The following is a 22872-nucleotide window of genomic DNA, read 5'->3' on the forward strand; positions in this document are numbered from 1 at the left end:
TGCCTACTGTGCGGCAGCGGCAGCGGCCGCCAGCATGATTTTGCTGGCCTGCAAACCTTTCGGGCCGTCTGATACGTCAAACTCGACGCGTTGTCCTTCTTTCAGACTCTTGTAACCTTCCATTTCAATCGATGAAAAGTGAGCGAAAATATCGTCGCCCCCTTCGTCTGGTGAGATGAAACCGTAACCCTTTGCATTACTGAACCACTTAACAATACCTGTTGCCATGGTCTTGTATCCTCACTTCGTTCTGTATGGTGGTGCCCCACCTTATTTTATTGCTTACGCGCCGCTTCTCTCCTCCCCAGGATTGAAGACGACTCCTCCTTTATCCCGTACAGGGATCAGAATATTGTTAGTCTCCTGACAAAATTAGTCAAGTACTTACAAAGTCGCGGGTTTCCCCCGAGGGGGGGGCTGATAACGGCACGTACTTTGCTAATATTCATTTCAGGTGTATGGTGTCGAAAAGCGTTGATATTCTGACGCCGGCAATGGTCTAATCAGTTAAACTTGCAGTGTATGGGAAAGGAAACGCGACATTCCGGGGATCAGGGGCTTTCAGTACTGGAAGCCAGGCCCAAGCTCAAGCAGCCGCCCATGTACAAGGTCGTGCTGCACAACGACGATTACACGCCGATGGAGTTTGTCGTGCTGTTGCTGGAGCAGTTGTTCGGGATGTCCAGAGAGAAAGCGACACAGGTGATGCTTCACGTTCATACCCGGGGCAAGGGCGTATGTGGAGTGTTTACACGAGAGGTAGCGGAAACAAAAGTGGCGCAGGCAAATGAGTATGCGCGCGAAAATGATCATCCGTTACTTTGCGCCATGGAGGAGGCCTAGAAGCGCAATGCAGTAGTCTGAGGTAGTGAGGTAGTAAAAGATGTTAAGTAAAGAACTGGAGTTTACGCTCAATCTGGCCTTCAAGGACGCACGGGAAAAGCGTCATGAGTTCATGACGGTCGAGCACCTGTTGCTCGCCTTGCTGGACAACCCGGCCGCCGCTGAAGTGCTGCGATCAAGCGGCGCTGACCTCGACGTACTGAAGAAAGAACTGACAAGTTTCCTCGAGGAAACCACCCCCTTGCTGCCACCGAATGACAATCGTGAAACCCAGCCGACCCTGGGGTTTCAGCGTGTCCTGCAGCGGGCCGTTTTCCACGTCCAGTCTTCCGGCAAGAAAGAAGTCACCGGCGCCAACGTGCTGGTGGCGATTTTCAGCGAGCAGGAGTCACAGGCCGCCTATTTCCTCAACAAGCAGGACGTCACGCGACTGGATGTTGTGAATTACATCTCGCACGGTATTTCGAAAGTCTCCGGCGATGCCCCGGAGGAAGAATCGGCGCCTGAAAATGAAGCTGCCGGTAATGCAGAAGCGCCGCAGAAAAAACCGCTGGAAAACTTCGCCACCAACCTCAATGAAATGGCCATGAAGGGCAAGATTGACCCGCTTATCGGTCGTCGTCACGAGGTGGAGCGCACCATTCAGATTCTTTGCCGTCGTCGCAAGAACAACCCGCTGTATGTCGGTGAAGCCGGCGTGGGTAAAACAGCGCTCGCCGAAGGCCTGGCCAAGCTGATTGTCGATGGCGATGTCCCGGATGTGCTGCTCAATGCTACTATCTACTCACTGGATCTTGGCGCACTGGTCGCCGGTACCAAGTACCGTGGTGATTTTGAAAAACGCCTGAAGAGTGTGCTCAGCCAGCTCCGCAAGGAAGCCGGCTCAATTCTGTTCATAGACGAGATCCATACCATTATCGGTGCCGGTGCGGCATCCGGTGGTGTGATGGATGCCTCCAACCTGATCAAGCCCATGCTGGCCTCCGGTGAACTCAAGTGCATCGGTTCAACCACCTACCAGGAATACCGCGGTATTTTCGAGAAGGACCGTGCGCTTGCACGTCGTTTCCAGAAGATCGATGTGCCGGAACCGACCATCGATGAAGCCATCAGTATCCTCAAGGGGTTGAAATCACGCTTTGAAGAGCACCATGAAGTGAAGTATTCACTGAAAGCCCTGCGCACGGCGGTAGAGCTGTCTTCACGTTATATCAATGACCGTTTCCTGCCGGACAAGGCGATTGATGTTATCGATGAGGCAGGTGCCAGCCAGCGCCTGTTGCCCCCGTCACGTCGCAAGAAGACCATCGGTGTCAATGACATCGAGGCCATTGTTTCGAAGATTGCGCGCATTCCGCCAAAGACTGTTTCAGCCTCTGACAAGGATTCACTGCGTACCCTCGAACGTGATCTCAAGATGGTCGTGTATGGGCAGGACGAAGCCATCGAAACGATGGCCAGTGCCATCAAGATGTCGCGTTCCGGTCTGGGGAATGAAGAAAAACCGATTGGTTCCTTCCTGTTCGCCGGACCGACAGGCGTTGGCAAGACCGAGGTGACCCGTCAGCTGGCCATGATTATGGGCATAGAGCTGATTCGCTTTGACATGTCCGAGTATATGGAACGCCACACAGTATCGCGCCTGATCGGTGCACCGCCGGGTTACGTCGGCTTCGACCAGGGCGGGTTACTGACCGAGGCGATCAACAAGCACCCGCACGCTGTTGTTCTGCTTGACGAGGTCGAGAAGGCACATCCGGATGTATTCAACCTGCTGTTGCAGGTCATGGATCACGGCACCCTGACAGACAACAATGGCCGCAAGGCGGATTTCCGTAATGTGGTTATCGTCATGACAACGAATGCCGGCGCGTCCGAGATGAGTCGCCCGTCCATTGGCTTTACACACCAGGATCATTCCACCGATGGTATGGAAGCGATCAAGAAGCTTTTCAGCCCGGAATTCCGCAATCGTCTCGATGCCATCATCCAGTTCCGTTCGCTCGACCCGACTGTCATTACCCGTGTGGTAGACAAGTTTATTTACGAGCTGGAAGCCCAGTTACAGGACAAGGGCGTCACGATCGAGTTCGAGGACTCAGCGCGGGAATGGCTTGCCGAGCACGGTTTTGATCCAAAGATGGGCGCACGCCCGATGGCGCGCATTATCCAGGAACACGTCAAAAAGCCGCTCGCGGAAGAGTTGTTGTTCGGCCGGCTGGCAAATGGTGGACAGCTCATCATCCGTTCGGAAGACGGCGAGCTGATTCACGAGATCAAGGAAGAAGAAGAGGCATTGTAGCCGGGCTGGGTAGCGGCTGACGTGATGTGCGGTATCAGCGTGCCCGGTAGGTGATACGACCTTTGGTCAGATCATAAGGTGTCAGTTGAACCGTCACCTTGTCACCGGTCAGAATGCGGATGTAGTGCTTGCGCATTTTACCTGAAATATGTGCGGTAACGACGTGCCCGTTTTCGAGTTCTACCCGAAACATGGTGTTCGGCAGGGTCTCGACGACGGTGCCTTCCATTTCGATGTGATCTTCTTTTGCCACCTTTCCTCACTCGTACGCTGTCTGAATCAGCCGCGAAGTATAACCGAATTCCACCCCGTGGGGGTATTTATCCCATTGGAGATAGCGGCGGCTACCGATCGGGCGTTTCCGGCGCCACCGAGTAGCTCGCTTCAGGGTCGAAATTCTCCCAGCGTCCATTGCGAAATACCTGCAGGGGCCTGAACCGGTTCTTGTAGGCCATTTTCTGGCAATCCGGTATCCAGTAGCCCAGGTACAGCCACTCCAGACTCAATTGCCGGGCCGTTTCGATCTGCATCAGAATGGCCAGTGTGCCTGGACTTCGGGAGGAAAAATCCGGATCAAAGAAGGTATAAACGGACGAAAGAGCATCCGGCAGACAGTCGGTTACCGCAATGCCCAGCAGGGTACTGCCGGCACGAAATTCCAGGAACAGGGTGTCGCTCCATTCACTGCTCAGGAACCCCAGGTAGTCGTCCGGTGTCGGGTTTTCCATGCCGCCCCCACCGTGCCGTTGTTCAAGGTAGCGACTGTACAGTTCAAAATGCTCCTGCCGGAAGCCGGCATCCAGTGGCGTGCAGGTAATGTCCCGGTTGCGCTGCCAGACACGCTGCTGGTTGCGGCTGCGCCGGAATTTGCTGACGACAACGCGTGCCGGAATACATTGGTCGCAGCTCGTGCAGGCCGGCATGTACAGGCCGCTGCCGCTGCGGCGAAACCCCAGTGGCGCCAGCTTGTGATAGATGTCAGTGGAAAGCGTGGCATCGGGATCGGCAAATACGGATATGGATGTGCGATTTTCCAGGTAGTTACAGGCGTGGGGAGCCGATGCGTAGAAACGCAGGCTATGCTGTGTCTTGTCAGCTCCGTTATCACGCTTCATCAGCTTGCCCCCCGGACAGGTATGTCAGCTCGCCACCCGTCTGCCACGCATCAGCGGCCGGTTCGAGGTTGCACAGGATAGCGAGCCGATCCAGGAACTGCTGGCGGGGGATGCTGTAGGCACCCAGACTTGCCAGGTGCGACGTGTATACCTGGCAGTCGACCAGTTCGAATTGCCAGTCTGCCAGTTGGCGGACGAGGTGTGCGAATGCGACTTTCGATGCATCGTTCACACGACTGAACATGGATTCACCAAAAAATACCCGGCCAATCGATACACCGTACAGTCCGCCAACCAGTTTATCATCCTGCCAGCATTCGATAGAGTGGGCATGCCCGAGTTGATGCAGCCGGGTATAGGCAAGCTTCATTGCCTCGCTGATCCACGTGCCGGACTCGGTTTTTCTTGGCTCTGCACAGGCGTTGATGACATTTTCAAAGCAGCGGTCATAACTGACTTCAAAGCGCTTTTGCCGCAGTCGTTTGCGCAGACTGCGTGAAATCTTCGGTTGCCCGGGGTCCACTACCGAACGAGGATTGGGTGACCACCAGAGAATCGGCTGCTCGTCGTTATACCAGGGAAATATGCCGCTGCGGTAGGCTTTCAAAAGACGTTCAGGTGAAAGATTTCCTCCCGCCGCCAGCAGACCATCCGGCTCTGTCAACGCGAGGTTGGCATCAGGAAAGTCTGTGTCCCCGCGATCGGGTGAAATCCAGAAAGGGCCCTGCTGGGTCATGCCGTGACAACCTCCCGGAACGGGGAACGCTGGTTCAGTTCCTCGATGTATTCGTTCATGGCACTGGTCTCGTGTTCGAGAAAATCGGCAATCAATCCACGAAACCTGTCATCGGCAATCCAGTGCGCTGACCAGGTCGGCGTTGGCAGAAAGCCGCGACTGATTTTATGTTCGCCCTGTGCGCCCGGTTGGAACACGTTAAGGCCGTGTTTGATGCAATACTCGATGCCCTGGTAATAACAGGCTTCAAAATGCAGGCTGTGGTAGTCCTCGTAACACCCCCAGTGACGACCGTACAGGGTATCGTTGCCGCGGAAACAGATGGCACCGGCCACCATCGTTTGTTGCTTTTCCGCAATGAAAAACACCAGCTGCTCACCCATGGTTTGTGCGATTTCCCGAAAGAAATCCAGTGTCAGTGTCGGGTGACCCCATTTCTTTTCGAAGGTGATCCGGTAGAAATCATGCATGGTCTGTAACTGCAGGTCAGTCGCTTCATGGCCGTGTACTGTGATGATATCGATATGCTGTTCCTGGACATAACGACGTTCCCGGCGCACTTTTTTGCGTTTGCGCGCACTGAATGATGACAGAAACGCTTCAAAGTCCCGGTAGCCCCTGTTTTTCCAGTGAAACTGGCAACCCAGCCGTATGAGAAAGCCTTGTTGGCGCAGTCGTTCGGTATCGTCTTTGTCAGTAAAAAGCCAGTGCAGGGATGACAGGTTTTCACTTTGCGACCCGTTGCGCGCCAGCTCAATCAACGCGGAGGCAATCGTGTCGCGATCGGCCTGGGGATGCACCAGGATGCGTGGCCCGGGTGTTGGCGTGTAGGGAATCGCCACTACGGCCTTGGGGTAATAAGATAATCCTGCGCGCTGGTAGGCTTCGGCCCAGGACCAGTCAAATACAAACTCCCCGTAGGAGTTGTCCTTGAGATACATGGGCACAGCGCCAACCAGATCGTTATTGTTGTCGAAGGCCGCAAGGTGGCGGGGCAGCCAGCCATGTTGTTCACCGACGCAACCGTTACGCTCGAGGGCAAGCATGAACTCATGGCGGAGAAAAGGGTTGCCCGTGCCTGATACGGCATTCCACCGGGCTGCCGGGATAGTATCGATGCTGTTGAGTATCTCCAGTCTCATACCGGCATTGTAACGGAGATTTAACGAGGAAGGTCTGACAGCCTCGTCATTGCGATGCCTTGACCCGTAAGGGTAAGGCATCGTAATGGCGGGGTTATCCGGAAATCGTTATAGCTTAAGCTGCTGTGTCTTTCTTTTGTGCGAGAGCATCCAGGTAGCGTTCCGCATCGAGCGCTGCCATGCAGCCGGAACCGGCGGAGGTAACAGCCTGGCGGTAAATGTGATCGGCAACATCACCTGCGGCAAAAACACCTTCGATACTGCAGGCGGTAGCGTCGCCTTCCAGCCCGCTTTTCACTGCAAGGTAGCCACCCTGGTGCATCTCAAGTTGATCGGCAAACAGGTCGGTGTTGGGTTTGTGACCGATGGCGATAAAAACGCCATCCAGCGTGATGTCTCTGGTGCTGCCATCCTTGACACTTCTGATGCGCATGCCGGTTACGCCGCTGTCGTCACCCAGCACTTCATCCAGTACATGGTCCCATTCAATCGTGACCTTGCCTTCTTTTTCTTTTTTGAACAGGCGATCCTGCAGGATCTTTTCGGCACGCAAGGCATCACGGCGATGAACCAGCGTGACATGTGAAGCAATATTGGACAGGTACAAAGCTTCCTCAACGGCGGTATTGCCACCCCCGATGACGGCCACCGGTTTCTCACGGTAGAAGAACCCGTCACAGGTGGCGCAGGCGGAAACACCGCGCCCCTTGAAGGCTTCTTCCGAGGGTAGTCCGAGGTACTGTGCCGAAGCGCCGGTGCAGATCACCAGGGCATCACAGGTATAGGTGGCTGCATCACCTTTCAGTACCATGGGTTTCTGCTTCAGGTCGGCTTCATTGATGTGGTCGAATACTATGTCTGTGTTGAAGCGTGCCGCATGCTCACGCATTTCGTCCATCAGTGCAGGGCCCTGCAGTCCTTCTGCACCACCCGGCCAGTTTTCGACCTCAGTCGTGGTCATGAGCTGGCCACCCTGTTCAAGACCGGTCACCAGCACCGGGTTCAGGTTGGCGCGTGCTGCATAGATGGCAGCGGTGTAGCCGGCCGGCCCGGAGCCAAGAATGAGAAGGCGGCTGTGTCTGGTTTCGCTCATGTATAATCACTCCGAACTATGACGGGGGGTTCAGTTCTGAGCTGCCGGTCGGCACAATGCCTGGCAACCTTGGTCAGGCGCGTATGGTACGGAATGCCCCGGACAGGGTAAAGGAGAAGCAATGCATATCGGGGTTCCCCGTGAAATCAAGCCGCTGGAAGCGCGCGTTGGCCTGGTGCCGGATGCGTGTTCGGAACTGGTTGCCGCAGGACATGGTGTATTCGTGGAAATCGGCGCAGGGGTTCCATCCGGCTACCCGGATGAGCAATACCGTGGCGCCGGAGCGACGGTCTGTGATTCGGCGCAACAGCTTTATGAATTTGCCGAGCTGATCGTCAAGGTCAAGGAGCCGGTAGAGGGAGACCTTCGTTACCTGCACCGGGAACATATCCTGTTCAGTTACCTGCATCTCGCTGCTGCACCGGCGTTGTTGCAGCGCTTGCAGGCGATCGGACTGACCGCAATCGGTTTCGAAACCGTGCAGGATGATGCAGGGTTTCTGCCGTTGCTGGCACCCATGAGCGATATCGCCGGACAATTGGCCATACAACTGGGCGCCGGACTGTTGCATGCACCACAGGGCGGAAAAGGGCTGTTGATCGGCGGCACAGCTGGCGCGGAACGCGGTAAAATCGTGGTCATTGGCGCAGGAACGGCGGGCACTGCGGCTACCTGTGCGGCTGCTTCACTTGGCGCACTTGTAACCGTTTTTGACCGCAAACGGGAACGCCTTGAAGCCATGCGCGAAGTAGGGAACAACGTGACAGCACTGTATGCCTGGCCTGATTGTATCGCGTCAGCCGTACTGGAGGCAGACCTGGTGATAGGCGCTGTGTTGATTCCAGGTGCCCGTGCTCCGCATGTGATTTCGGCGGAGCAGGTATCCCGCATGCAGGCAGGCAGTGCGATCGTGGATATTTCTGTCGACCAGGGGGGCTGCATCGAAACCACCCGTCCGACTGATTACACTAACCCGACGTACCGCGTGGATGATGTGGTTCACCTGGCCGTCACTAATCTGCCCGGCGCCGTACCACGCACCGCCTCGCAGGCGCTTTCCGCCGCCTTGTCGCCGTTCCTGTTACCCTTGGCGAATGGCGCGCTGGATGAAAACGGGGCATTGCGGCGGGGGATTAACGTCAGGGACGGTGAAATCTGTCACCCCGCCTTGCTATCCTCGCTGAAAGCGAAGTAAAATCACTCTGTCTTTTAATAGCTTAAATAGCATACTTAGCGAAAATTCTTACCTTGGCTCAAGCGCGTCGCAAAAAGGCTGGAACGCCGAAAATCAACCCACAGGTCAGCAAGGGGCTGCGCGAGGGCATGTTATTCATCCTTTCCGCGCTGGCCGTTTATTTTTTCCTGTCGCTGGTCACCTATAACCCTGACGATCCGGGTTGGTCGCACCAGGGTCCGAGTGAAACAGTGCGTAACTTTGGCGGTGTGGTCGGCGCCTGGTTTGCGGATATTTTCCTTTACCTGTTCGGGGTCATGGCCTACCTGTTTCCGCTCATGGTGGGTTTCAGCGGTTGGCTGGTCTACCGCGGTCGCACCCCGAGCGGTGGTATCGATGTCCATGTGTTGAGTATCCGCTGGGCCGGGTTCTTGCTGACGGTGGCGTCTGGTTGTGGGCTGGCGACACTGCATTTCCATGCCGGGCCAGGCAGCCTGCCGCTGGATGCCGGGGGCGTATTCGGTAACCTGGTCGGGCAGAATCTTGCTTCGCTGTTCAGTTTCCTGGGCGCCACGCTGTTCCTGTTGGCGCTGTTTCTGACCGGGGTGACCCTGTTTACCGGGCTGTCCTGGCTGAGTCTGATGGACTGGACAGGGCGCTGGACACTGGACTTTATCAGTTGGCTGGGCGGTCGTGTGGCACAGTTTCGTGAACAGATTGTGGCACGTCGGGCACGCAAACAGCGCGAAGAACCGTCGGAAACCAGGCGCAAGAAACTGAAGATTGCAACGCGCAAGGCACCCCGTATCGAGCCGGTTATCAAGAAAGTCGAACCCAGCGAGCGGGTAGATCGAGAGCGTCAGGTCAAGCTGTTCGACGCACCGCCCAATACCGAACTGCCACCCCTGGCGCTGCTGGATGATGCTCGCGAGCATGTTGACGGTTATTCGGAACCCGCACTGGAAGCCCTGTCGAGACTGGTAGAGATGAAGCTCGCCGACTTTGGTATCGAGGTGGAAGTGGTAGCCGTGCAGCCCGGCCCGGTCATTACGCGTTTCGAGCTGCAGCCTGGTTCTGGTGTCAAGGTCAGCCAGATCAGTAACCTTGCCAAGGATATAGCGCGTGGTTTATCGGCTATCAGTGTGCGCGTGGTTGATGTCATTCCGGGTAAAGACGTCATCGGTCTGGAGATTCCCAACGAAAGCCGCGAGATTGTGGCCCTGAGCGAAATTCTGTCTTCCAGCGATTATGACGAGGCTGCATCTCCGTTAACGCTGGCACTCGGCAAGGACATTGGTGGACACCCGATTGTTGCCGACCTGGCGCGTATGCCGCATTTGCTGGTCGCGGGCACTACCGGTTCGGGCAAGTCTGTTGCGATCAATGCCATGGTGCTGAGCCTGCTTTACAAGGCCTTGCCGAAAGATGTACGGATCATCATGATCGATCCAAAGATGCTGGAGCTGTCAGTTTACGAGGGTATCCCGCACCTGCTGACACCGGTTGTTACCGATATGAAGGAAGCTGCCAACGCGCTGCGCTGGTGTGTTGGTGAAATGGAACGCCGTTACAAGCTGATGGCGGCACTGGGCGTACGTAACATCGGGGGCTATAACAAGAAGGTGAAGGAGGCCATCGACAGGGGTGAGCCAATTCCGGACCCGTTGTTTAACCCGGAAGAAGTGCTGGAAGAAAATCCGCAAGCACCGATACTCGAGCCCCTGCCTTTCATTGTTATCATCATCGACGAACTGGCTGACATGATGATGGTGGTCGGCAAGAAAGTTGAAGAGCTGATTGCGCGGCTGGCACAAAAGGCACGTGCCGCCGGTGTGCACCTGGTGCTTGCCACGCAGCGCCCGTCAGTCGATGTTATAACCGGCCTGATCAAGGCCAATATTCCGACGCGTATAGCATTCCAGGTGTCCTCCAAGATTGATTCCCGGACCATTCTTGACCAGTCAGGCGCAGAGCAATTACTCGGACACGGCGATATGCTTTACCTGCCGCCTGGTACCGCAATTCCCACGCGTGTACATGGCGCCTTTGTCGATGATGCAGAAGTCCATCGCGTGGTAGCCCATCTCAAGGGCATCGGTGAACCGGATTACATCGAGGACATTCTGCAAACCACGACTGATTTCCTGCCCGGCGGTGGCGGACAGGCGGCCGGGGGAGATGATGCAGAAAGTGATCCGCTGTTCGACGAAGCGGTTCGCATTGTCACGGAAACACGTCGCGCATCTATTTCAGGTGTGCAGCGCCGTCTGAAAATCGGCTATAACCGTGCGGCACGCATGATCGAGCAAATGGAAAGTATCGGCATTGTCGGGCCACAGCAGTCCAACGGCAACCGTGAAGTACTTGCACCGCCGCCACCGGAATTATGATGAACGCATGGAGAAACACGTGGTCTATGACCGGTATGCAGGTCAACAGGATCAATCCATGAGATCAATACTACTATTACGTCTGTTTATGGTCGTTTCAGCTGCACTTTCATTTGCGGTCGAAGCCGATCCGGTCAGTGATTACTTCTCGGCGCTGAAAACCTTTGAAGCGAAATTCACCCAGCGTGTCGTGGATGCCAACGGTGAGCTGATACAGGAGTCCGGAGGGGAGGTCTGGATCAGCAAGCCGGGGCGTTTTCGCTGGAACTACACCACACCCTACCACCAGATCATTGTCGCCGATGGCGAACGCCTGTGGAATTATGATGCCGATCTCGAACAGGCCAGCGTCAGCCCCATCGACGAGACATTAACGAGTACGCCTGCAATGCTGTTAAGTGGCCTGCGGCCCTTGTCTGAAATCATGAATACCACAGCGATCGGTCTTGCAGAGGACGTGGCGTGGTTCCGCCTGCAACCGAAAGGACAGGATGCCGCGGTAGAAACTGTCAGGATCGGTCTCCACAAGGGACAACTGAAGGTCATTGAGGTGCGCGATAATTTCGGTAACCAGACGCGTATCCGTTTCAGTGATATCAGGCTGAACCAGCCGCTCGATGAGGCCTTGTTCAGGCTCGAATTCCCGCCCGGAACGGATGTAATCGGCGATATTCCATGAGCGAAGCGCTGGCGGCATTCAGGCCACTGGCTGACCGCATAAGGCCGACCAGCCTGGACACGTTTATCGGCCAGACACATATTCTTGGCCCAGGCAAGCCACTGCGACTTGCAGTGGAAAGTGGCCAGCTTCATTCGATGATTTTCTGGGGCCCACCCGGCACCGGAAAAACCACACTGGCCCATCTGCTGGCGAACACCTCCGGCGCAGAATTTGTTGCCATCTCTGCCGTTCTTGCCGGCGTCAAGGATGTACGCCAGGTGGTCGAAATTGCAAAGCAGCGGCAGGATATCGAACAGCGACAGACATTGCTGTTTGTCGATGAAGTGCATCGCTTCAACAAGGCGCAACAGGATGCTTTTCTTCCTTTTGTCGAAGACGGGACCTTGCTTTTCGTTGGCGCCACCACAGAGAACCCTTCGTTTGAACTGAATAATGCCTTGCTGTCACGGGCGCGAACCTATGTCCTGCGGCGGCTCGAAGAAGCGGACCTGGTCAATGTACTGAAACAGGCGCTCAATAATCGTGAGCATGGCCTGGCTGCGCTTGGGCTTGAAATTGAGGATGCGCAGCTGCAACAACTGGCACGTGCTGCTGATGGTGACGCGCGTCGTGCACTGAGCCTGCTGGAGATCGCCAGTGATCTTGCGGATGAACAGGGGAGGATCGATGCCCCGGTGCTGGCAGAAGTCATTGGTGGTGGGGTACGCCGTTTTGATAAAGGTGGAGAAGCCTTCTACGACCAGATTTCCGCCCTGCACAAGGCGGTCCGTGGTTCGGCGCCTGACGCCGCCCTGTACTGGCTGGCGCGTATGATCGATGGCGGCTGTGATCCCCTGTACGTGGCAAGACGGGTAGTGCGCATGGCCTCGGAAGATATCGGTAATGCCGACCCCCGTGCACTTGCCCTGGCGCTCGACGCCTGGGAGACCCAGGAACGGCTCGGCAGCCCTGAAGGGGAGTTGGCCATCGCCCAGGCCGTGACCTACCTCGCCTGTGCTGCCAAGAGCAATGCCGTCTACATGGCGTGGAAGGCCGCCATGAAAGATGCCCGCGAACAGGGCTCGCTGGATGTCCCCCTGCACTTGCGCAATGCACCGACCCGGCTGATGAAAGAACTCGGCTACGGCAAGACTTATCGTTATGCCCACGATGAGCCTGATGCCTACGCAGCCAATGAAAACTACTTCCCCGAGGAACTGGCGGGAACACGTTACTACCGGCCTGTCGAGCGTGGCCTGGAAATAAAAATTGCCGAAAAGCTGGCCCGCTTGCGCGAACGTGATCGCCTTGAGGGCGACAAATGAATGCGCACCGGCATGCCTTCCGGTATCCTTCGCGCACATGAGTCAGGTACTTGCCATTGCCGGAGGCGGCGCACTCGGTGCTGTATTACGATACTGGGTGTCTACCGGGGTTTACGCTATGGCGGGGCGCGGCTTCCCCTATGGCACACTGGCCGTGAATATTCTGGGCAGCCTGTTAATGGGATTCCTGTACATCTGGTTGCTGGAGCGTTCGCTGGAAAGCGCCGGCATGCGTGCCTTCCTGTTGATCGGCTTGCTGGGCGCCTTTACCACTTTCTCGACCTTTTCCATCGAGACACTGATACTCATGGAAGGCGGGCAATATGTCCGCGCCCTGGTCAACACCCTGGCCAGTGTGGTGCTGTGCGTGGCAGCCGCCGCACTTGGCGTTATGTTAGCGAGGCAGCTATGAACTGGGAAACTGTGATTTTCGTGCGTGTCTACCTCACCGAGGCAGACAAGACACTGGAGCCATTACTGAAGCGGCTTCATGACGAAGAGAAGGTGCGCGGCGTGACCGTGTTCCGCGCCGTCAGTGGCTTTGGCGGAAGTGGTCGCCTGCACACTGCATCACTGGTCGATCTGTCACTGGATCTGCCGGTAACAGTAGAATTCTTTGATACGCCGGAAAAGACCGAGCGTATTCTGGATCATGTCAAAGACCTCGTTGGCGCCGGACACATCGTTCGCTGGCAGGCTGAAATGAACGACTGAACAAGAGACTCTCATGCTGGATCCCAAACTTTTCCGAAGCGACCTTGCCGGTGTTGCCGAACAACTCAAACAGCGTGGTTTTAGCCTCGATACGGCGGCTATCGAAGACCTGGAAACGCGCCGCAAGGCCATCCAGGTAAAAACCGAATCCCTGCAGGCCGAACGCAACAGCCGCTCAAAGGCCATCGGCAAGGCCAAGGCTGCCGGCGAGGATATCCAGCCGATGCTGGACGAAGTCGCCGGACTGGGTGAACAACTCGACGCCGCCAGACGCGAACTGGAAGAGGTTCAAAAGGCGCTGGATGCCATATTAATGTCCATACCAAATATTCCGCACGCGTCTGTACCGGTGGGGAATAGCGAGGAGGACAACCTTGAAGTCCGTCGTTGGGGAGAGCAACCGGTATTTGATTTCGAGGTGAAAGACCATGTCGATATCGGCGAAGGCCTGCACGGTATGGAATTCGATGCCGCCGTCAAACTGTCCGGCTCTCGCTTTGCGGTGTTACGAGGACCGCTCGCGCGCCTGCATCGCGCACTGACCCAGTTCATGCTGGACACGCATATCGGTGAGCATGGCTACCAGGAATGTTATGTACCCTATCTTGTCAACGCAGACAGCTTGCGCGGGACAGGGCAGTTACCGAAGTTCGAGGAAGACCTGTTCGCCACCCGCGGCGACGACCCGTTTTACCTGATTCCGACTGCCGAGGTTCCGCTGACCAACCTGGTACGCGACGAGATCGTGGAAGCCGATGACATGCCTCTGCGCATGACTGCCCACACCCCGTGCTTCCGTTCCGAAGCCGGTTCCTACGGCAAGGATACCCGCGGACTGATACGGCAACACCAGTTCGAAAAAGTCGAAATGGTGCAGATTGTTCGCCCGGGAGATTCCTATGCGGCACTTGAGGAACTGACCGGGCATGCAGAAACCATCCTGCAAAAACTCGTTTTGCCTTATCGCGTGGTAAACCTGTGCAGCGGTGATATCGGTTTTTCTGCAGCGAAGACTTACGACCTGGAAGTCTGGCTTCCCGGTCAGCAGGCCTACCGCGAGATTTCCTCATGCAGTAATTTCGAGGCGTTCCAGGCACGCCGCATGAAAGCCCGCTGGCGCAATCCGGAAACCGGGAAGCCGGAACTGGTGCATACCATTAACGGTTCAGGACTTGCTGTCGGGCGCACACTGGTGGCTGTGCTGGAAAATTACCAGAAGGCGGATGGTTCCGTGGCAATTCCCGAAGTGCTGCAGCCTTATATGCATACAGACTTGTTGACTGTCGATAGCGCCCGCTAATCGGGTAAACGTAACCCGTCTCAATTGTAAACGCTTGTTGAAGAAATAAACGAAATAAACCTTCAGGCGCTGATCTCAATCAGTGCTTCATCCGGGTTTACGCTGTCGCCTTTGGCAACCAGAACCTTGTTTACAGTGCCTGAAACAGGAGCCTGGATTTCTGTCTCCATTTTCATTGCTTCGGTTATCAATACCGGGTCGCCGGCTGAAACCTTGTCGCCAACATTCACCAGGACATCGATTACGGTTCCGGGCATGGATGTGGCAACGTCTCCCGGGTTGGTGGCAGGGCGGCGCCTGCTGCCCTTGATGGATGTGGTGTCGGTATCCTGGGTTTCCAGCTCGGAAAGTGTTTCGACCAGTACCTCCTCGGGTACACCGTCTACCGTCATGTAGAATGGCCGATCCTGCTGTCCGGGGTGCCCTGTTCCGGTGATCTGTATATGGTAGGTTTCGCCGTGCAGGGTAACGTTGAACTCGGTAGGTTTTGGTTGTGATCCCTGGCCATTGCCGATCGGTTCAAGTGGTTCCGGTACCAGGATATCGGCATTGCGTTCTGTGAGGAACTCGCGGCCGATATCGGGGAACATGGCGTAGGTCAGAACATCTTCCTCACTGTGCGTGATGTCGTTGGTTTCTTCACGCAGTTCATCCATTTCATCGTCAAGCAGATCAGCGGGGCGTATATCAATAACATCCTCGTTGCCAATGGCCTGCTGCCGAACCATTGAATTGACTTTCCCGGGTGCACGGCCATAGCGTCCCTGAAGGTAAAGTTTTACTTCATTGCTGATGGTTTTGTAGCGCTCGCCGGTCAATACATTCAATACGGCCTGCGCGCCAACGATTTGTGAGGTTGGCGTGACAAGTGGCGGATAGCCAAGATCCTTCCGCACGCGGGGTATTTCCTGCAGTACCTCTTCAATGCGATTCAGTGAACCCTGTTCACGTAATTGTGTGTGCAGGTTGGAGATCATGCCGCCCGGTACCTGGTAAACCTGAACACGTGTATCCAGACCGGTCATTTCACTCTCGAACTGGTGGTATTTTTTGCGTACCTCACGAAAATAGAAACCAATCTCCTGCAGAGCTTTAAGGTCCAGCCCTGTCTCCCATTGGCTATCGCTCAATGCGGCAACCATGCTTTCAGTGGGTGGGTGTGACGCGCCACCGGAGAAGGCGGATATAGCGGTATCGATGTGGCGACAACCATTTTCAATGGCTTTCAGGTGACACATTTCTGCAACGCCTGCTGTGGCGTGCATGTGCAGGTGCACCGGCAGGGAAACGGTAGAGGTTAATGCGCCAAACAGTTCCGCCGTCGTCATTGGCGTGAGCAGACCGGCCATATCCTTGACGACAATGCTGTTACACCCCAGCTCTTCGAGTTGCCGGGCCTGGGTGACAAACTGCTCAATGCCGTGTACCGGGCTGGTGGTATAGCAGATAGCGCCCTGCGCATGCTTTTCCGCGGCACGTACTGCAGAAATCGACGTTTCCATGTTACGTATATCATTCAGTGCATCAAAAATACGGAAGACATCGATGCCATTGTCTGCTGCGCGCTCAATAAATGCGCGTACGACATCATCGGAATAGTGGCGGTAACCAAGCAGGTTCTGGCCACGAAGCAACATTTGCAGTTGTGTTCTTGGCAGTGCACCACGTAACTTTCGCAGGCGTTCCCAGGGGTCTTCCTTCAGGTAGCGGATACAGGCATCAAAAGTGGCTCCGCCCCAGACTTCCAGCGACCAGTAACCAATGCGGTCCAGCCGTTCACACACCGGCAGCATGTCTTCGGTGCGCATGCGGGTGGCGATCAGTGACTGGTGGGCATCACGCAGAATGACATCGGTGATATTGACTTTGCTCATGGTGTTATCAGTATCCTGCGTTGTTGGCGATGGTCGCGGCAATCACGGCGGCCAGTTCACGGGTCGGGCGACTGGCCTTGTAGTTGACCAGTTCCGGGTGATCTTCGACAAAGCTGGTATTGAAACAGGCCGCGCGGAATTCCTCCGCATCCAGTACGGCAAGATAGTAGGGGATGGTAGTCTTTACACCGTACACACCGGTATCGTGCAGGGCGCGTCGGGCACGGTTAATGAGTTCATCCCACTCCAGCGCCCACACGGTGATCTTGGCACACATGGAGTCGTAGTAGGGCGGGATAGTATAGCCACTGTACATGGCAGCATCGGTGCGCACGCCCGGCCCGCCCGGCGCAAAGTAACGGGTGATGCGCCCGAAGCTGGGCAGGAAATCGTTCTTTGGATCTTCCGCGTTGATACGGAACTGCATGGCATACCCGCGTCGCTGGATTTCCGACTGGGCAAAACGTAGCGGCTGGCCATCGGCAATACGGATCTGTTCACCGACGATATCCACGCCGGTAATACTCTCGGTCACGGTATGTTCGACCTGCAGCCGGGTGTTCATCTCCATGAAATAGAAATCCCCGTCTTCGGTCATCAGGAATTCAACAGTGCCGGCATTCACATAGCCGGCCGCTTCGGCTGCCTTGATAGCCCACTGTCCCAGTTTTTCGCGCTGTTCATCATCAAGCTGGGGTGAGGGTGCGATTTCGATCAGTTTCTGGTGGCGACGCTGAATGGAGCAGTCACGTTCGAAAAGGTGAATGGTATTGCCATGGTTGTCAGCCAGTATCTGAACTTCGATATGGCGTGGTCGGTCGACACACTTTTCCAGAAAAATATCAGCACTACCGAAGGCCTTGGTGGCTTCCGAGAGTACGCGATCGTAATTCTTGCGCAGCTCGGCTTCATGGTTACAGCGGCGGATACCTCGCCCGCCACCGCCCGAGGTGGCCTTGAGCATGACGGGGTAACCCATCTTGCTGGCCAGTGTGATGGCTTCATCGATGCCTGTCAGGTTTTCCTCGCTGCCTGGCACCACCGGCACGCCGGCTGATTGCATCAGGCGCCTTGCCTCGATCTTGTTGCCCATGCGACGGATTACTTCGGCCGGGGGTCCGATGAAGCGGATGCCGCGGCGTTCACAGATGTGTGCCAGCTGAGGATTCTCGGACAGAAAACCGTAACCCGGGTGCAAGGCGTCACAGCCGGTCGAGACCGCGAGATTGACGATACGATGGGCATTCAGGTAACCGGCCAACGGGTCCTGGCCGACAGAATAGGCCTCGGCGGCTTTTTTAACGTGCAGGGCGTGACGGTCCGGTTCAGCATAAATCGCCACCGATTCGATATTCGCTTCCTGGCACGCACGCACGATACGGACGGCGATTTCACCCCGGTTGGCGATAAGGATTTTCCTGATCAAGCGTCCCCCGTTTTCTCTGCGCGCGTTGACCTGCGCTTCCCTGAGCATAGCGGCATTTCCGGCCAATGATGATGAAATGCGCCAAAGAGCTTGTTTTTCTACGTAAAACCGGTGTCTGTGTCAACTATACCGGCAACAGTCCCGGCTTGCCTAACATGTCGGTTTTTCAATCATTTACCTTTGACACTGGCGCCACCCAGCGAGTATCATTGCGCGCTTATGTTGGATCGTCTTCCGGAGCAAATTGAGCCCATGGGGCTTGCCGATGTAGGGCGCTCCTTTCGCGGTGTTGTGCCAGTGGATCAATTGAATCGGCTGGCGCCACTACTGGCATCGAAGCAAGGTGAGCTTGACGTTGAACTGGAGTTCAATATCGACGAACGGCGCATCCGGACTTTGAAGGGCAGGATCAAGGGTGAGGTCAGCCTGGTTTGCCAGCGCTGTCTTGATACGCTGAGCTTCCCGCTGGATCTTGGCTTCAGACTCGGCATTATTAATAGTGACGACGAGACTGTTCAATTGCCGGAAGGTTACGAGCCGATGCTGGTGACCGGTAATCCGCTGAGAACCTTTGATGTGATCGAAGACGAGGTATTACTGGCTATACCGTCCATCCCGATACACGAAGGGCTGGAGCAATGCCAGGCACAGACAGACCACGTGAACAAGCCGGTGCCGGAAAAGGATAATCCTTTTGCGATACTGGAAAAACTGAAACGCTGAAAGACGCTTTAGCAAGCAGGAGATAGACCCATGGCAGTACAAAAGAGCCGCAAGACCCCTTCCCGGCGTGGCATGCGCCGTTCGCACGACAGCCTGAAGGGCGCGGCGCTGTCTGTCGAGCAGACTACGGGCGAAACCCATCTGCGCCATCACGTCAGTCCCGACGGTTATTACCGCGGTCGCAAGGTTGTTAATAAAGACCTTGACTGATCCGCGTTGCGGGTCACCGGGTATTCGTTACTACTACAGGACACGCTGCTTCCCGCCCAACGGGGGCAGCGTGTGTTTTTTAGTGCATGACTGAAAAAATTACTATCGCGCTGGATGTTATGGGTGGGGACCACGGTGTTGATGTCGTGTTGCCGGCCGCGAAGTCCGTGCTGGAAAAGCGTAACGACATCGAATTGCTGCTGGTCGGTGACGAAGCTGTCATCAAGCATTCGCTTGCAGGTCTGGGACTGACAGAACATCCAGGTCTGAAAATTCGTCACGCCTCACAACACGTCGAAATGGATGAACTGGCTTCCCATGCCCTGCGTTTCAAGAAAGACTCTTCCATGCGCGTTGCAATCAACATGGTCAAGGAAGGACATGCACAGGCCTGTGTCAGTGCCGGCAACACCGGCGCCCTGATGGCGACGGCGCGCTACGTCCTGAAAACCTTGCCGGGTATCGATCGTCCTGCAATTTGCACTTCATTGCCGTCCATGCACGGTCACACCTGGATGCTGGACCTGGGTGCCAATATCGACAGTACCCCTGAACAGCTGTTCCAGTTTGCCCTGATGGGTTCTGTGCTGGCCAGTGCACTGGACCATACTGAAACACCACGCGTTGGCCTGCTCAATGTCGGTGAGGAAGAAATGAAGGGCAATGAAACCGTCAAGGAAGCTGCCAACCTGCTGTCTTCCGGTGACTTGAACTATGTCGGTTTTGTCGAAGGAACAGATGTGTACTGTGGGGATGTGGATGTGGTGGTGTGCGATGGTTTCGTTGGCAACATCGCGCTGAAGACCAGTGAAGGTGTCGCAAAAATGATCGCCCACTTCATCAAGAAAGAATTTACCCGTAATATACTCACGCGCATTGCTGCCCTGTTTGCCTTGCCGGTACTGAAAGCCTTTCGTCGGCAGATCGATCCACGGCGTTATAATGGGGCCAGCCTGCTTGGCTTGCGCGGTTCAGTCATCAAGAGCCATGGCGGGGCGGATATACTGGCCTTCAGCAATGCTATCAATGTCGCGGCCGAAGTTGTCGAGCAAAACGTGCCGGAGCGCATCAAATCCCGGCTTCAGATTATTTTATCCAACAGGCAGGCGGGCTGATGTACGCACGGATTACAGGAACGGGTGGTTATCTTCCTGACAAGGTACTGACCAACAAGGACCTTGAAAAAATCGTTGATACCACCGACCAGTGGATACGCGAACGAACCGGCATCAGCAAGCGCCACGTCGCCGTCGAGGGTCAGAATACCGTTGATCTCGCCGAGCATGCGGCACGGCGCGCACTTGAAGCCGCAGGACGCGATGCCCAGGATATCGACCTGATTATTGTCGCAACCACCACTGCAGATCGCGTGTTTCCAAGTACGGCCTGCCTGCTGCAGAAGCGACTGGACCGACATGGTTGCGCTGCTTTTGATATCCAGGCGGTATGCACAGGGTTTGTCTACGCACTGGGTGTGGCGGACAAGTTTATTCGAACCGGTGCGGCCAAATGCGCACTGATAGTCGGTGCTGAAACGCTTTCCCGTGTACTGGACTGGACTGATCGCAGTACCTGTGTGCTGTTTGGTGATGGTGCAGGCGCCGTGATTCTGGAAGCCAGTGAAGAGCCCGGCATCCTTTCGACACACCTTCATGCTGATGGTGCCTATGAGCATCTGCTGACCGTGCCCGGCGGGGTCAGCCAGGGTTATGACAGCCTCAAGGACGGTAATGGCTATGTAACCATGAAGGGTAACGAAGTCTTCAAGGTTGCTGTGAATACACTTGGGCGTATTGTTGACGAGACGCTGGAAGCCAATAACCTGGAGAAATCAGACATCGACTGGCTGATCCCCCACCAGGCAAATATCCGCATTATCCAGGCAACAGCAAAGAAACTCGGCATGTCCATGGATCACGTGGTCGTTACTGTTGATGAACACGGTAACACCTCAAGTGCTTCGGTACCGCTTGCGCTCGACGTGGCGGTACGCGACGGCCGTATCAAGCCCGGTGAAACCTTGCTGATGGAAGCTTTCGGCGGCGGTTTCACCTGGGGTTCAATCCTCCTCAAATTCTGATTTTTTTCGAACCATGCCTCATTCAAATACACGCTCAACGCTTGCCATGGTATTCCCGGGGCAGGGTTCACAATCGGTTGGCATGCTTTCCGCGCTGGCAGAGGTTTACCCGCAGGTGGGCGATACTTTTGCCGAGGCTTCAACAGTGCTCGGCTACGATCTCTGGGAACGGGTTCAGAACGGGCCGGCGGAAGCCTTGAACCAGACAGCCTGTACGCAGCCGGCGATGTTGACAGCCGGTGTCGCAACCTGGCGCTGCTGGCAGGCAAAAACCGATGCACTTCCCGCGCAGATGGCGGGGCATAGCCTGGGGGAATACACCGCGCTGGTATGCGCCGGCGCAATGGCGTTCAGTGATGCGGTTTCGCTGGTCGAAAAGCGTGGCGAATACATGCAGAACGCTGTGCCGGCCGGTGTCGGAGCGATGGCGGCAATTCTTGGTCTTGAGGATGCGCAGGTCGAGGCCGTATGTGCCGAAGCTGCACAAGGCGAGGTCGTCAGTGCAGTGAATTATAATTCCCCGGGACAGGTGGTGATTGCCGGCAACGCAAGTGCCGTTGAACGCGCCATGGCGCTTGCCAAAGCTGCCGGCGCCAAGCGTGCATTGCCATTGCCTGTATCGGTTCCGTCCCATTGCAGTCTCATGCAGCCCGCTGCCGGACAACTTGCGTTGCAGCTGTCTGCCATTGATATACAGTCGCCATCGATACCCGTAATTCATAACGTTGATGCGGCATCACACGCTGATCCGGCCACCATCCGGGACGCTCTTGCGGCACAACTGTACCGGCCGGTGCGCTGGGTTGATTGTGTGCGCGGCATGCAGGCAAAAGGCGCCGACACGCTGGTGGAAGCCGGTCCTGGCAAGGTACTGGCCGGGCTGACCAAACGTATTGAAAAAACACTGACTGCGATACCGGTCCAGGATGCAGATGATCTGGACAAGGCGATCGCCTCAATCAGCTGATTACGAGGGAGCAGAAGTATGTCGTTTCAAGAACAGATTGCGCTGGTCACCGGTGCAAGCCGCGGGATAGGTCAGGCGATTGCACGTACACTCGGCAAGCAGGGTGCAAGGATTGTCGGTACCGCAACTACGGATAAAGGCGCGGCTGCCATTCAGGCGGACTTCGATGAACAGGGTGTTAGCGGCCTGGGTCTTGCGCTGAACGTTACCGATGCCGGGTCAATTAATGCAGTCATGGCCGCTATCAAGGAGAAATTCGGTAGTACACCGACCATCCTGGTGAACAATGCCGGCATCACTCGTGACAACCTGCTCATGCGGATGAAAGATGAAGAATGGGACGATGTTATCAACACCAACCTGACTTCGGTTTTTCGTCTCAGCAAGGCCGTTTTACGCGGCATGATGAAGGCAAAGCATGGGCGGATCATTAATATCGCATCTGTCGTAGGTTCAACGGGTAACCCGGGGCAGGCCAACTATTCAGCGGCAAAGGCCGGCATACTCGGCTTCACCAAGTCACTCGCTCGTGAGGTCGGGTCGCGCGCGATTACCGTCAATGCCGTTGCGCCGGGCTTTATCGATACTGACATGACGCGTGCGCTTCCCGAAGAACAACGCAAGATGCTGATCGGCCAGATACCCCTGGCGCGCCTCGGTGATGTCGAGGATATTGCCTCCACAGTGGCGTTCCTGGCGTCATCGCAGGCCGGCTATATCACCGGAGAAACCCTGCACGTCAACGGCGGGATGTATATGCCTTGATAAGACAAGGTTTAGATATATATTGTAACTAT

The 22872-nt window shown here is 55.8% G+C and carries 23 protein-coding genes; 15 read left to right on the plus strand and 8 right to left on the minus strand.

From position 1 onward, the window contains the following. Nucleotides 1–3: 3 nt before the first annotated feature. Complete coding sequence (locus DFR30_RS07685) at nt 4–228, minus strand: cold-shock protein (protein ID WP_132972102.1); 225 nt, start codon at nt 226–228, stop codon at nt 4–6. Nucleotides 229–522: 294 nt separating this feature from the next. On the opposite strand from DFR30_RS07685, the gene clpS reads away from it, so the two are divergent. After that, a complete protein-coding gene (gene clpS, locus DFR30_RS07690; protein WP_132972103.1) occupies nt 523–843 on the plus strand; it encodes an ATP-dependent Clp protease adapter ClpS in 321 nt (106 codons plus the stop codon). A gap of 40 nt (nt 844–883) precedes the next feature. After that, nucleotides 884–3145, plus strand: a complete 2262-nt coding sequence (gene clpA, locus DFR30_RS07695) for an ATP-dependent Clp protease ATP-binding subunit ClpA (protein WP_132972104.1) — start codon at nt 884–886, stop codon at nt 3143–3145. 34 nt (nt 3146–3179) lie between these two features. Here the strand turns inward: clpA and infA are convergent, their stop codons facing one another. The 5 genes from infA to trxB all read right to left on the minus strand — a co-directional run bounded on the left by infA (nt 3180) and on the right by trxB (nt 7231). Continuing rightward, nucleotides 3180–3398, minus strand: coding sequence for a translation initiation factor IF-1 (infA, locus tag DFR30_RS07700; protein ID WP_132972105.1), 219 nt, complete (start codon nt 3396–3398; stop codon nt 3180–3182). A 91-nt stretch (nt 3399–3489) separates the two neighbouring features. Further along, a complete protein-coding gene (locus DFR30_RS07705; protein WP_132972106.1) occupies nt 3490–4260 on the minus strand; it encodes an arginyltransferase in 771 nt (256 codons plus the stop codon). Continuing rightward, nucleotides 4250–4996, minus strand: coding sequence for a leucyl/phenylalanyl-tRNA--protein transferase (gene aat / locus DFR30_RS07710; RefSeq protein WP_132972107.1), 747 nt, complete (start codon nt 4994–4996; stop codon nt 4250–4252). Before aat ends, DFR30_RS07705 begins: the two co-directional genes overlap by 11 nt. After that, nucleotides 4993–6138, minus strand: coding sequence for a GNAT family N-acetyltransferase (locus DFR30_RS07715; RefSeq protein WP_132972108.1), 1146 nt, complete (start codon nt 6136–6138; stop codon nt 4993–4995). Before DFR30_RS07715 ends, aat begins: the two co-directional genes overlap by 4 nt. A 115-nt stretch (nt 6139–6253) precedes the next feature. Beyond that, the gene (gene trxB / locus DFR30_RS07720) at nt 6254–7231 is read right to left on the minus strand and encodes a thioredoxin-disulfide reductase (RefSeq protein WP_132972109.1); all 978 of its coding nucleotides are present in this window, start codon (nt 7229–7231) and stop codon (nt 6254–6256) included. Nucleotides 7232–7352: 121 nt separating this feature from the next. On the opposite strand from trxB, the gene ald reads away from it, so the two are divergent. Genes ald through serS form a run of 7 tightly spaced genes read left to right on the plus strand, consistent with a single transcriptional unit; the run spans nt 7353 to nt 14795 of the window. Further along, nucleotides 7353–8426 carry an alanine dehydrogenase gene (gene ald / locus DFR30_RS07725; RefSeq protein WP_132972110.1) on the plus strand — a complete coding sequence of 358 codons (1074 nt, stop codon included), beginning with the start codon at nt 7353–7355 and terminating at the stop codon, nt 8424–8426. Nucleotides 8427–8479: 53 nt separating this feature from the next. After that, complete coding sequence (locus DFR30_RS07730) at nt 8480–10795, plus strand: DNA translocase FtsK (protein ID WP_132972111.1); 2316 nt, start codon at nt 8480–8482, stop codon at nt 10793–10795. 58 nt (nt 10796–10853) lie between these two features. Continuing rightward, the gene (gene lolA / locus DFR30_RS07735) at nt 10854–11474 is read left to right on the plus strand and encodes an outer membrane lipoprotein periplasmic chaperone LolA (protein ID WP_165869138.1); all 621 of its coding nucleotides are present in this window, start codon (nt 10854–10856) and stop codon (nt 11472–11474) included. Continuing rightward, on the plus strand, nt 11471–12781 hold the full coding sequence (locus DFR30_RS07740; RefSeq protein ID WP_132972113.1) for a replication-associated recombination protein A: 1311 nt from the start codon (nt 11471–11473) through the stop codon (nt 12779–12781). The genes lolA and DFR30_RS07740 overlap by 4 nt, the downstream gene beginning before the upstream one ends. A 37-nt stretch (nt 12782–12818) precedes the next feature. Further along, the gene (crcB, locus tag DFR30_RS07745) at nt 12819–13193 is read left to right on the plus strand and encodes a fluoride efflux transporter CrcB (RefSeq protein WP_132972114.1); all 375 of its coding nucleotides are present in this window, start codon (nt 12819–12821) and stop codon (nt 13191–13193) included. Next, nucleotides 13190–13495 carry a DUF190 domain-containing protein gene (locus DFR30_RS07750; protein WP_132972115.1) on the plus strand — a complete coding sequence of 102 codons (306 nt, stop codon included), beginning with the start codon at nt 13190–13192 and terminating at the stop codon, nt 13493–13495. Before crcB ends, DFR30_RS07750 begins: the two co-directional genes overlap by 4 nt. A gap of 13 nt (nt 13496–13508) precedes the next feature. Continuing rightward, entirely contained in the window at nt 13509–14795 is a 1287-nt protein-coding gene (gene serS, locus DFR30_RS07755) for a serine--tRNA ligase (RefSeq protein ID WP_132972116.1), read from the plus strand. 62 nt (nt 14796–14857) lie between these two features. Here serS and oadA read toward each other — a convergent pair whose 3' ends face one another. Beyond that, nucleotides 14858–16669 (minus strand): sodium-extruding oxaloacetate decarboxylase subunit alpha, encoded by a 1812-nt coding sequence (gene oadA / locus DFR30_RS07760; protein ID WP_132972117.1) that lies wholly within the window; start codon nt 16667–16669, stop codon nt 14858–14860. A gap of 7 nt (nt 16670–16676) precedes the next feature. Then, entirely contained in the window at nt 16677–18095 is a 1419-nt protein-coding gene (locus DFR30_RS07765) for an acetyl-CoA carboxylase biotin carboxylase subunit (RefSeq protein WP_132974413.1), read from the minus strand. Between the two features lie 219 nt (nt 18096–18314). Between DFR30_RS07765 and DFR30_RS07770 the strand changes: the two genes are divergently transcribed. The 6 genes from DFR30_RS07770 (at nt 18315) to fabG (ending at nt 22840) form a co-directional block, all read left to right on the plus strand. Beyond that, nucleotides 18315–18818, plus strand: a complete 504-nt coding sequence (locus tag DFR30_RS07770) for a YceD family protein (protein WP_132972118.1) — start codon at nt 18315–18317, stop codon at nt 18816–18818. A 30-nt stretch (nt 18819–18848) separates the two neighbouring features. Next, nucleotides 18849–19028, plus strand: a complete 180-nt coding sequence (gene rpmF, locus DFR30_RS07775; protein WP_132972119.1) for a 50S ribosomal protein L32 — start codon at nt 18849–18851, stop codon at nt 19026–19028. Between the two features lie 86 nt (nt 19029–19114). Beyond that, the gene (plsX, locus tag DFR30_RS07780; protein WP_132972120.1) at nt 19115–20143 is read left to right on the plus strand and encodes a phosphate acyltransferase PlsX; all 1029 of its coding nucleotides are present in this window, start codon (nt 19115–19117) and stop codon (nt 20141–20143) included. After that, nucleotides 20140–21108 (plus strand): beta-ketoacyl-ACP synthase III, encoded by a 969-nt coding sequence (locus DFR30_RS07785; RefSeq protein ID WP_132972121.1) that lies wholly within the window; start codon nt 20140–20142, stop codon nt 21106–21108. Before plsX ends, DFR30_RS07785 begins: the two co-directional genes overlap by 4 nt. Nucleotides 21109–21121: 13 nt before the next feature. Further along, nucleotides 21122–22075, plus strand: a complete 954-nt coding sequence (gene fabD, locus DFR30_RS07790; protein WP_132972122.1) for an ACP S-malonyltransferase — start codon at nt 21122–21124, stop codon at nt 22073–22075. An 18-nt stretch (nt 22076–22093) separates the two neighbouring features. Next, on the plus strand, nt 22094–22840 hold the full coding sequence (gene fabG / locus DFR30_RS07795; RefSeq protein ID WP_132972123.1) for a 3-oxoacyl-ACP reductase FabG: 747 nt from the start codon (nt 22094–22096) through the stop codon (nt 22838–22840). Nucleotides 22841–22872: the final 32 nt, after the last annotated feature.

It is taken from the genome of Thiogranum longum (assembly GCF_004339085.1).
Classification (GTDB): Bacteria; Pseudomonadota; Gammaproteobacteria; order DSM-19610; family DSM-19610; genus Thiogranum; species Thiogranum longum.